Genomic DNA, 11,329 nt, shown 5'->3' on the forward strand with positions numbered 1-11,329 from the left:
AAAAAACGGATGCCCCACGCTGGCATGCGTGCCCATCCTCCTGCCACGGCTATCTATGCTTCACCCGATCCCGATGCCCCCTGACGTGGGGAGAGAACAGGGTGCCCTGGCACCCCTCGAGCGGTTTGCGCTGCAGCGGTTGAACACGCGCTGCCTGGTGGTTGACTGGGAAGGCACGCGTGTTGCCGTATTGGGAGAAGCGGTGGCGGTACTGCCTACGCCGGACGCGGACGAGGTCGCGCGCTGGGTTGCCTGTCCGCTGCCGATGCCAGACGGCACCACGGCGGGACGGCTGTGGGCCCCGCAAGGGGTCGACGCGTCCGGAATGCGCGAAGTGGCGGAGCTCTTCGCCCATGCACTCGCGATGAAGGCGGAGCGGGACACGCTCGCGCGGAAACTGCGTCGCGTCGAGCGCGCCGTACGCGCGGCCAACGTCGGCCTGTGGGAATGGGACGTGCGAACGGGCCATGCCTATTCGGAAAACGACTGGCCCTCGCTGCTCGGCTACGGGCCTGGCGACGTGGAGATGAGCTACGCCGGCTGGGCATCGCTGGTGCACCCGGATGACCTGCCGAGTACCGAGGCCGCCTTGCAGACCTTCCTCGCGTCGCCCGGGCCGAAGCGCTTGCGTGTCGAGTACCGCCTGCGCCACTCCTCGGGGGAGTGGCGCTGGACGCTCTCGCTCGGCGACGTAATCCAGCGATGGCAGGATGGCAGTCCGCGCGTGGTGGCGGGGACGCATCAGGACATCCACGTGCAGAAGACTTCGCGCCTGGCATTGAGCGAGAGCGAGGCCTACGCGCGCAGCCTGTTCAACTCGAGTCCGGACGCGATTACCGTAATCGGCCTGGACGGCAGGATCCACGACGTCTCGCCCAGCGGCCTGGAGCTGCAGGGAGCGAAGACTCGCGAAGAGGTCATCGGCACGGACTGGCTCAGGCGTTGGTTGCCCTCCTACCGCGGGCTGGCCGAGCAGGCGCTCGCCAGCGTGGCCGAAGGCCACGCGAACCGCTTCAGCGGCGCGGCGATCATCGCTGGCGAGCAACGCTGGCGCGACGTATATGCCGCACCATTGCGCGATGCCGATGGTTCGATCCGGTGCGCGCTGGTCACCTCGCGCGACATCAGCGAACAGGTGCGGACCGAAGAGGAGCTGCGGCGACTCACCAGCAGCATGGGCGAGCTGGTGCAACGACAGACCGCCGAGATTCGCGACAACGAGGCACGGCTGCGCTCGATCCTCTCCAATCTCGACGGCATGGCGTACCGCTGGCAGGTGATTGACGACCGGCCGGTGTACTTCGTCAGCGATGGCGCTCGCCAGCTGCTTGGCATCGAACCGGGGACGATCCTGTCGGCCAACGATGTCCTCGAGCGCTTCGTGCACGAGGACGACCGCGACCGCGTGGCCGCCGCCTGGGCGATGGTGTCCGAAACGGGCGTGCACCAGCACGAATACCGCATCCTCGATGCCAGGGGCAACCACCGTTGGATCCACGAACGCCTGTGCTTGGTGCGCTCCGGTGGCCGGAATACCGGCTGCGTGGACGCCATGCTCACCGACGTGACCGAGCGGCGCGACATGCTGCGCTCGCTTACGCTGGCCAACCACACGCTCGAGGAATCGCTGGTCTCGGTGTTCTGGCTGGACGAACACGGTGCTGGCCTGCGCGCCAACCGGGCGACCGCCCGGCTGCTCGGCTACAGCAACCAGCAACTCGAGCAACTGGACCTCACGCGCATCCATCCGGATCTGGGTGCCGAGCGCTGGGCGCAGCTGCGGCAGGTCATCCAGACCCAGGGGCCGCAGCAACTGCACGTGAAACTGCGGCGCAGCGATGGCCGCGAGCTGCCAGTGTTCGTGTTTCTCACCTCGGTCCAGTTCGAAGGACGCGAAATCTACGTCGGCTTCGCCAGCGACGAATCGCGTCGGATCGAGGACCAGCAGGCCCGTCGCGACAGCGACCTGCTCAGTCGCGCGGCGCTGGGCGCGCTTTCCTCCCGGATCGCAATCCTCGATCGCACCGGCAAGGTGCTGGCGACGAACCGCGCATGGGAGCAAGGCAATCCGGCCACCCGTGACAGGCCGCGCGCCGTGGTGGGATCCAACTGGCTGGAAAAGATCTCCCTGTCTGCCCATCCCGAGGCGCCAGCGATCCATGCGGGCCTGCTCGCCGTGGTCCAGGAGCACGCGGAAACCTTCGAGCGGGAATACGTCTACACCGCGGAAGACGAGCCGAACCCGCTCTGGATGCAGATGCGGGCGACGCGCTTCGGCAGCGGCAGCGACCTGCGCATGGTCGTGGCCATCGAGGACATTTCCCGGCACAAGCACATCCAGTTCGCGCTCGATCGCAGCCGGCGCCTGTTCGAAACGCTGTGCGTGGCCGCGCCGGTGGTGATCTTCCAGACCGATGGGGAAGGGTCATGCTGTTACATCAGCAGCCACTGGGACTTGCTCACTGGAAGGCAGGCCTCCAAGGACCTGGGTTACGGCTGGCTGGACGCGATCGACCCGGAAGATTTCAAGCCGTTCCGCCAGGCCTGGTTCGATGCCCAGGAAAGCAGCGGCAGCTTCGTTGCCGAATGCCGACTGCGTCATGCGGATGGAGGCGAGATCCAGGCGCTGATCCAGGCCGTGAGGCTGCGCTCATCCGTCGACCAGGGCGATGAGCCGGGCTGGGTCGGAACCATGACCGACCTCACCCAGGTCAAGGCAGCAACCCGCGAGCTGGCCTGCGTCGAGCAGAGGCAGCGCGAGGTGCTGCAATCGTTGCCGGCATTCGTCTATGTCTTGCGGCCCACGGCCGATAGCGTCATCGAACCGGTATGGCTGTCCTCCAGGGTGGATCCGTTCGGCCACCGCTTCGAGGATGGGCTCCCGAGCAGCACGTGGTGGTCCGAGCACGTGCACCCGGACGATGCCGAACGCGTGCTCGCCGAGTTCAACGGCAAGTTGGGCACGCACGATCGCTGGTCGTACGAGTACCGCCTGCGCCGCGCGGACGGCAGCTATGCCTGGGTCGCCGACCATCTGCACGCGGTTCGCGATGAAGACGGCAGGCTGATCGAATTGATCGGAAGCATCATCGATGTCAGCGACCGGTATGCCGCCGAGGCGGCATACCGCGAAAGCGAAGCGCGGCTGCGTGTCACCTTCGAACAGGCGGCGGTCGGCATGGCCCACCTGGAAGGTGGCCTGGCCCTGCTTCCGAATCGCCGGCTGCTGGAGATGGTCGGTCGCACAGCCACCGAACAAGCGCCTCAAGCGTGGTCCGAATGGACGCATCCGGAGGACAGGGCGCGCGACGAAGCGTTGCTGCAGCGGTTGCTGCAGCGGGAGGCCGCGGCCGGCTCCCTGGACAAGCGCCTGCTGCGGGCGGACGGCAGCGACTTCTGGGTGCACGTGACCTATTCGGTGATCGATGCCGAGGGCGAAAGCGCACCGCGTATCTTCACGGTCGTCGAGGACACCTCGGAGCGGCGGCGCATCCAGGGCGCGGCCAACCAGGCACTGAGTACGCTGGATGCCATCGCGGAGGCGACCTTCAGCTTCGATCCCGACACGCTGCAGATCTTCTACGTGAACGAAGGCGCGTCCCGGCAGAGTGCCTACACGCGCTCCGAACTGCTCTCGATGACCCTGCTCGACCTGCAGGGTGTCAAGATGCGACCGCGGGTGATGGAACTGCTTGCGTCGGCCGCGGCGCGCCCGGAAAAAGGACACCGGCTCGAGACCGAGCTGGCCTGCCGGGATGGCTCGCGGCTGCCGGTGGAAATCGCGGTGCAGCATATCCACCATGCCGGCCAGGCGCCGTTCTACGTCGCCGTGACGCGCGACATCACCGAGCGCCGCGAGGCGCACCTGCGGCTGGAGGAGCTCAATGCGGAGTTGGAAGAGCGGGTGGAGCAGCGCACCGATGCGCTCTACGCGACCAATCTCCTGCTGCGCAACAAGGAGGAGCAGATCCGCGCGATCGTCGAGAACATCCCCAGTTGCGTGATCACGATCGATCGCGACGGCATCATCACCAGCGCGAACGCCGCGGTGACGCCGGTCTTCGGCATGCCGGTGAGCGCCGCCGTGGGCAGGGACCTGAAGGAATTGATACCGGGTCTGTTCGAGCAGATCTTCCGGGCCGACCTCTGGAAGGATGGCGCCGATCACGGAGCCGGCGAGTCGCTGCTGTTGAAGGGATCCTTCGAGGGCGTGGCCGCCGATGGCGAACCCCGTTCGCTGGAAGTTTCCGTCGGTTTCTACCAGTTGCACGGCGAGCCCCAGTACGCGGCGATCATCCGAGACGTGCACGAAGAGCTGGCGGCCAAGCACGAACTGATGCGGGCGCGGATGGAAGCCGAACAGGCCAGCCGCGCGAAGTCCGCGTTCCTCGCGACCATGAGCCATGAGATCCGGACGCCGATGAACGGCGTGCTGGGCATGTCGGAGTTGTTGCTGCAGAGTCCCCTGCCACGCAGCGATCGCGAGATGGTCGAAACGATCCAGCAGTCGGCCTCGACACTTTTGGACCTGCTCGACGACATCCTTGACTTTTCCAAGATCGAGGCCGGCAAGCTCGATCTGGAAATCCAGCCGGTCGAGCTGGAGCGGATGGTCGAAGCCGTGTGCGCCACGCACGCGGCCGTCGCCGACGTCAAAGGTGTCCAGATGCGCGCGTACGTCTCGCCCTCGGTGCCCCGGACGGTCGAGGCGGATCCGATTCGCGTCCGCCAGATCCTGCACAACCTGGTCGGCAACGCGATCAAGTTCTCCGCGGGGCGCGAGGGCATCACCGGCCGGGTGGAGCTGCGCGTCGATGCCCGTGTCGGCCACGGCCGAACCCTGGAAGTGACGATCGAAATCCGGGACAACGGCATCGGCATGACGCAGGAGGTACTCGGGCGGGTGTTCAGCCCGTTCACGCAGGGCGAAGGCACCACGACCCGCCGTTTCGGCGGTACGGGACTGGGACTTTCCATCTGCAAACGCCTGGTGGAACTGATGGAGGGCGAGATCGTCTGTCACAGCCTCCCGGGCGAAGGCACCGTATTCATCATCGCGTTCCGCTTCCAGGAGGGGGCATGGACGCCACCTGCACCACCGGCCGGCGCCGTGCGGTCGCTGCATGCGTTGATGGTTTCGGACGACCGGGCATTCCTCGCCGACGCGTCGACCTGCCTCCAGGCGCTGCAGGTGCGGTACGAGGTGTTCGGCCGTGGCGAAGACATGGCGCGATGGCTGGAGGGCGAGCTCGACGAGAGTGGCACGCTCGACCCTGGCACCAAGCCTTTTGTGCTGGCCGGCCCCGGCGCGGAAGACTGGCGACAGCTGCGGCGTATGGCCGCCGCGGCCTGCGACCGGGACGTCCCGATGGTGGCCTGGTTCCCCGGCCAGCTCCAGGCGGCCGGGGCAATCGACGCCGGGGTCGTTCCGCTCAGCCGTACGGTACTGAGCGCGTTCGGACTCGATCAGGCGATGGCAGCCGTTCTGGGGCAACGCGTTGCCGACGCGCCGGCGCCGGCCGCGATGCAGGCATGCCTGGTATGCGAGGGCGTACGCCTGCTCATCGCAGAAGACCATGAAATCAACCAGCGGGTCATCCAGCGCCAGCTGCATCGGCTGGGCATACGCGGGGAGATCACCGGAGATGGCGAGCAGGCGCTGAGTGCCTGGCGCCGTGGAGGCTACGATGCGGTCCTGGCCGATCTCCACATGCCGCGCATGGACGGCTATACGCTGGCCCGGACGATCCGCCAGGAAGAGGCCCGCAGGGGCTTGCCGCGGATTCCGATCATCGCCTTTACCGCCAACGCCATCATCGGTGACGAAGTCCGTTGTTTCGAGGCGGGCATGGACGACGTGGTGACCAAGCCGGTCGAACTGGACCGATTGCGCGAGGTGCTCAACCGCTGGCTGCTCTCGTCACCGTCGGCGTCGGAGGAACCCGATGCGGCCGACTCGGCAAATGCCGCCGACGGCACGCTGCCGCCGGCCGGGCATGTGGATATCCGCGTGTTGCAGCAACTGGTGGGCGACGAGCCCGACGTGGTCGCCGATTTCATCAACGAGTTCCGGCAGGGCGCCACGCGCCTGATGCTCTCCTTGCATGCAACGGTACCTACCGATGCCTGGCGGGATGCCATGGGCCTCGTCCATCGTCTGAAGTCGTCGGCCCGATCCGTGGGGGCCGAACGGATGGGCCACCTTTGCGAACGGCTTGAGCGGCTGTGCGCCGACGCCGACGCCGGAAGGGAACAGGCATCCGCCCTGCTGATCGAGTTGCAGGAGGAGTGGCAGCTCGTCGACAAAGAAATCATCCATAGCGCCGATCCGACAACATGACGCCTCATAGACACGCCCCGCAGGTTCTCGTCGTCGACGACGACGCGTTCAGCCGCAAGTTGCTGCTGGATGCGCTCCAGCGCCATGGCTTCGCCGCCAAGGGATTGGCGCATGCGCGCGACGCGCTTTCGGAGGCATTGGCCGAACACGCGCCCGACTTCATCCTTTGCGACCTGGCGATGCCGGAAATGGACGGTATCCAGTTCATCGAGGCACTCGGATCGGCACGCTGGAAAGGCGGCCTGTTGCTGGTAACGGGCGAGGGCGCGCGCCTGTTGCAGGCGGCCACCAAACTCGCCCGCGCGTTGCGGCTCAATGTCCTTGGGAGCCTGCCCAAGCCGGTCGATCCGGGCAAGCTCGCGGAGCTTCTGGCGGGGCATCGGCACATTGTGGCCGGGTCTGCCCGCGAAGCAGGCGTGATGCCCACCAACAAGTACAGCGAGGCCGAGCTGAGCCAGGCGATCGAGCAGGGCCAGATGATCCTGCACTACCAGCCGCAGGTCCGGATGGCCGACGGCGAGCCGTCGGGCATGGAATGCCTGGTCCGGTGGCGCCATCCGGAGGAGGGGCTGGTCTACCCCGAACGCTTCGTCCCGCTGGTGGAGGACTATGGGCTGATCGATGCGCTCACCGACCGGGTCATCCTGCTCGCGACCGAACAGCTGCGGTCGTGGCGACAGCAGGGCATCAAGCTGCCGCTTGCGATCAACCTGTCGATGGATACGCTGCAGAACCCGACCGTCGTCGAACGCCTGCACGATCTGGTCGAGGCGAGTGGATTGACGGCCGCGGACATCGTCTGGGAAGTGACCGAGAGTCGCGTCATGCGGGACCTTACCGCCACCCTGACTGCACTCAGCAGATTGCACCTGAAGAAGTTCGCGATCTCGATCGATGACTTCGGCGTGGGGCATTCCTCCCTCGCCCAGTTGCGCGACCTGCCGTTTGCCGAGTTGAAGATCGATCGCAGCTTTGTCCATGGCGCCTACGCAGATCAGGTGCACGGAGCGATCGTGGACGCCAGTGCGCGCATGGCGGCCAGCCTGGGAATGATCTGCGTCGCCGAAGGCGTGGAGTCGCCCGAGGATTGGGCATTCGTCCGCAAGGCCGGCTGTACCCATGCGCAAGGATGGGCCATTGCGCGGCCGCTGCCGTCTGCGGCCATTTCGTCCTGGCTGGAGCGTTGGCCGGTCGACTTCCAGGTGCTCAACCAGGTAGCAAGAACACGCGCATGAGCGGCATCGACGTCACCGGCAAGATCCTGATCGCCTCCGACCAGAGGGGAGAGGCAGACGCCCTGCGGGCGCAGCTGGCTGCCGATTATCCAAACATCACGGTTTCCTTCGACCCCGAACACTACGTGGAGGAGTTCGAGCGTTTCCAACCCGATGTCCTGTTGCTCGTCTTCAACAAGATCGAAGACGCGCAAAGCTATTACCTAGGACTGTACCGCTTCGGGTCGACGGCTCAGCAGCACAGCCATCGCACCATCGTGTTCTGCGGCAAGGAGCAGGTGAAGAAGGCCTTCGACCTGTGTCGCAAGCAATACTTCGACGACTACGTGCTGTTCTGGCCGACCCCGTACGACGGCAGCCGGCTGCCGATGTCGATCCACGTGGCATTGCGCGAACTGAAGCAGGCCCGTGGCCTGTCCTTCAACGAGCGGCAGCTGGGCGACTACGCACGCAAGCTCGACGATTTCGGGCGCACGCTGGACCGGCGCCTGGCCGAAGGCGGCGTGCAGGCCGAGTCGGCCGCTGCGCAGATGGCACGCAACGGGGAGCGCATCGGCGAAGCCATCACGCATCTGCGCGACCGTCTCGCGCACGGCGGCCTGGGAGAGGCGGTGGCGGTGCGCGACGCGCAAAAGCTGGAGAAAGAGTTCGGTGCCCTGGTCGAGCAGATTGGGCCATTGGTCGAATCCGGCCGGATCGCAACCGAGCCGCTGCGCCAGTGGGCGAGCGAGCTGCAACGGGAATCGTCGGCGCAGCTGGAGCAGGCACGCTCGCTCTTGAAGGTGTTGGGCGGGTCCGCCCGACGGGTACTGGTCGTCGACGACGACGAATTCAGCCAGAAGGTGGTAGCAAGGATCCTGGAACGGGAGGGCTACGAAGTGATCGTCGCCGGCTCGGGAACGGAGGCGCTGAATCTTCTGCGGAAGGTCAAGCCGTCGGTGATCCTGATGGACTACATGCTCCCGGACCAGGACGGCGTGGAGACGACGCGAAGGCTCAAGCAATCCGGATCGGACGATATTCCCGTGATCATGCTCACGGGGCAGAGCAGTCGCGACACCGTCATCCGCAGCCTGGCCGCCGGCGCGGTCGATTTCGTCACCAAGCCGATCAGTCCGCAGGTATTGCTCGCCAAGGTCGGCAAATACGCGGAGCCATAAGGGCGCCGCCGACGACGGCCTCACGAAGGACGTGATGTACATCGCAATTTCGGGACATGGAGGGACATACATGGAGGCAGGCAGGCAAAACTTGGTTATCGTCCCCGGCTGCTTCGGCCCGGCTGGCACCTACGGTGGACAGGCGATCGAGGGCATGTAATGGGGTTTGGTTCTTTCAGTCAGGGTGGCCTGTTCGCATGACGGCGACTCTTTCCCTGCTGGTGTTCGAACTGGATTCGCTACGCCTGGGCCTGCCGCTAGCGGCGGTCGAGCGTGTAGAGCACGCATGCGAAGTGACGCCCTTGCCCGGCGCGCCGGCCGCCGTGCCCGGCGTGATCAACCTGCAGGGGCGCATCGCTGCCGTCGTCGACCTGCGACGCCGGCTGGGTCTCGTGCCGCGCCCGGTGGTTCCTTCCGATGCGTTCGTCGTGGTGCAACTGCCGCGCCACCTGTTCGCGCTGCCCGCGGACGAGGTCGAGGGCGTGCAGGAAGTCGACCCGAAAGACCTGGTACCGGCCGGCACGCTCGTCGGCGGGCTCGCCAGGGTGCAGGGGCTGGTGAAGACCCCGCAGGGGCTGCTGCTGATCGAGGATCCGCAACAGTTCCTCGACGTGCACGACATGCGCGCGCTGGACGATGCGCTGGACTCCCGGATGGACAGGTAAGCGCCGTGAGCATCCCTTGGAACAGCGTCAGCGACGCCGTGGAAAGGGTCTTCGGACTGCATCTGCGGGAGGGGCGACTGCCCGACCTGAAGCGGGCGTTGAAAGGGGCCGCGGCCGAGCTAGGCCACGCGGACTCCTCGGCGTGCGCCCAGCTGCTGTTGAGCGGGAAGCTGGATGCGGCCAGCAGCGAAGTCCTCGCCAGCCATCTCACCATCGGCGAAACCTACTTCTTCCGTGACAGCGACGCGTTCGCCGCATTGTCCACGCGGATACTCCCCGAACTGATCGCGGCCCGCCGTCGCGCGGGCGAACTGCGATTGCGCATCTGGAGCGCGGCCTGCTGCACGGGCGAGGAAACCTATTCCATCGCGATCCTGCTCAACCAGCTGCTGCCCGACATCGCGGATTGGCAGGTAACCCTGCTCGGAACCGACGTCAACCCACGCTTCCTGCGCAAGGCGGCCGAAGGCGTGTACGGCCAATGGTCGTTCCGCAACGTCCCGGAGGACGTGCGCGAACGCTATTTCCTCCGCCTGGCGTGCGGCCGCTACGCACTGCTGCCGGCGATCCGACGGATGGCGACCTTCGCGGCCATGAACCTGGTCGACGAAAGCACGCAGGCCAGCGTTCGCCACGACGTCTTCGACCTGATCCTGTGCCGCAACGTACTGATGTATTTCACACCCGCGCAGGCGACGAGAGTGGTCGCCACCCTGCGTCGCGCCCTGCACGAGGACGGCTGGTTGGCGGTCGCACCATGCGAGGCTTCGCAGTCGCTGTTCCATCGCTTCCAGCCCGCACACTGCAACGGCGCCATCTTCTACCGCAAGGGCCGCCCGCAACCGCGACTGTCGGTTGCCGGCCCCGGTCATGCGGCGCCGACGCCATCCGCGACCGTCGCGAGATTGCCTCTTCCCAGACCAGCGGCCCCTGCACCGCGTCGACCGGCAGCGCCCGTGGCGCTGGCGACGAAGAACCCCCAAGCAGCGGCGTCGGCGCAGGCCCTGGCGGCGCGCGCGCGTGAACTGGCCGACCAGCGCCGCATGGGCGAAGCCCTCGGGTGGTGTGATCGTTGGATCGAGGCCGCAAAACTGGATCCGGATGCGCATTACCTGCGCGGGATGATCCTCGCGGAAACCGGTGACGTGTCGGCAGCCTGCGCCGCCTTCGAGCGCAGCTTGTTCATCGCGCCTGATGGCGTAATGGCCCGCCTCACGCTGGCAGGCCTGGAGCGCGGTCGCGGGCGCGAGGGCAGGGCGGCGCTGCTTTACCGCAACATCCTCGCGACGCTCGAGGCGCTGCCACCGGACGCCACCATCGAGTACGCCGAGGGTGTGACGGCCCGGCAACTGGCCGCGCTGGTCAGGGATCTTCTCCAAGGGGAGCAGGCATGAATCCACCCGACAAGGTCGACGCCGCCCGCGCCATTCTGCGCGACCGTGCGCGGCGACTTGCGCTGGCGCCAGACAGCCAGGCCACCGAAGCCACGGTCGACGTGCTCGAGTTCGGACTGGCGTCGGAGCGCTACGCGCTTCTGGCCAGCAAGGTGCACGACGTGCAGCCGCTCAGGGAACTCACCCCGCTGCCCTGCACACCGCCGTTCCTGCGCGGCCTGGTCAACATCCGCGGCCGGCTGGTTCCCGTGATCGACCTGAAGAGATTCTTCGGCCTGCCCGAGCGGGGCATCACCGACCTGCACCGGGTGCTGCTGCTGCGTCAGGGCGAGGTCGAAATCGGCCTGCTGGCCGATACCATCGAAGGCGTCTTCGCGCTGGGTACGCACCGCATCCAGCCACCACCGGCCACGCTCGCGGGCATCGCGGCCGAATACATCACGGGCGTTACGGCAGACCGGCTGGTGGTACTGGACGCCGACGCCATCCTGGGCGATCCGCGCCTGGTCATCGAGGAGGAGGTCATTTCATGAAC

6 protein-coding genes are annotated in these 11,329 nt (G+C 66.5%); all 6 read left to right on the forward strand.

Annotated features, from left to right (window positions below):
* Nucleotides 1-73 precede the first annotated feature (73 nt).
* The 6 genes from VFH59_RS00830 (at nt 74) to VFH59_RS00855 (ending at nt 11,327) form a co-directional block, all read left to right on the forward strand.
* Nucleotides 74-6,340 carry a PAS domain S-box protein gene (locus VFH59_RS00830; protein WP_325162988.1) on the forward strand — a complete coding sequence of 2,089 codons (6,267 nt, stop codon included), beginning with the start codon at nt 74-76 and terminating at the stop codon, nt 6,338-6,340.
* Nucleotides 6,337-7,575: an EAL domain-containing response regulator gene (locus VFH59_RS00835; RefSeq protein WP_325162989.1), complete on the forward strand. Its 1,239-nt coding sequence runs from the start codon at nt 6,337-6,339 to the stop codon at nt 7,573-7,575. The genes VFH59_RS00830 and VFH59_RS00835 overlap by 4 nt, the downstream gene beginning before the upstream one ends.
* Nucleotides 7,572-8,735 (forward strand): response regulator, encoded by a 1,164-nt coding sequence (locus tag VFH59_RS00840; RefSeq protein WP_325162990.1) that lies wholly within the window; start codon nt 7,572-7,574, stop codon nt 8,733-8,735. The genes VFH59_RS00835 and VFH59_RS00840 overlap by 4 nt, the downstream gene beginning before the upstream one ends.
* A gap of 197 nt (nt 8,736-8,932) precedes the next feature.
* Nucleotides 8,933-9,400, forward strand: coding sequence for a chemotaxis protein CheW (locus tag VFH59_RS00845; protein WP_325162991.1), 468 nt, complete (start codon nt 8,933-8,935; stop codon nt 9,398-9,400).
* Between the two features lie 5 nt (nt 9,401-9,405).
* Nucleotides 9,406-10,794: a CheR family methyltransferase gene (locus tag VFH59_RS00850; protein WP_325162992.1), complete on the forward strand. Its 1,389-nt coding sequence runs from the start codon at nt 9,406-9,408 to the stop codon at nt 10,792-10,794.
* Entirely contained in the window at nt 10,791-11,327 is a 537-nt protein-coding gene (locus VFH59_RS00855) for a chemotaxis protein CheW (protein WP_325162993.1), read from the forward strand. Before VFH59_RS00850 ends, VFH59_RS00855 begins: the two co-directional genes overlap by 4 nt.
* Nucleotides 11,328-11,329 lie beyond the last annotated feature (2 nt).

Source organism: Frateuria sp. (assembly GCF_035695185.1).
Classification (GTDB): domain Bacteria; phylum Pseudomonadota; class Gammaproteobacteria; order Xanthomonadales; family Rhodanobacteraceae; genus Frateuria_A.

Coding starts and splice junctions, on each gene's coding strand:
- VFH59_RS00830 (WP_325162988.1), top strand. CDS start 74: ATGCCCCCTGACGTGGGGAGAGAACAGGGTGCCCTGGCACCCCTCGAG.
- VFH59_RS00835 (WP_325162989.1), top strand. CDS start 6,337: ATGACGCCTCATAGACACGCCCCGCAGGTTCTCGTCGTCGACGACGAC.
- VFH59_RS00840 (WP_325162990.1), top strand. CDS start 7,572: ATGAGCGGCATCGACGTCACCGGCAAGATCCTGATCGCCTCCGACCAG.
- VFH59_RS00845 (WP_325162991.1), top strand. CDS start 8,933: ATGACGGCGACTCTTTCCCTGCTGGTGTTCGAACTGGATTCGCTACGC.
- VFH59_RS00855 (WP_325162993.1), top strand. CDS start 10,791: ATGAATCCACCCGACAAGGTCGACGCCGCCCGCGCCATTCTGCGCGAC.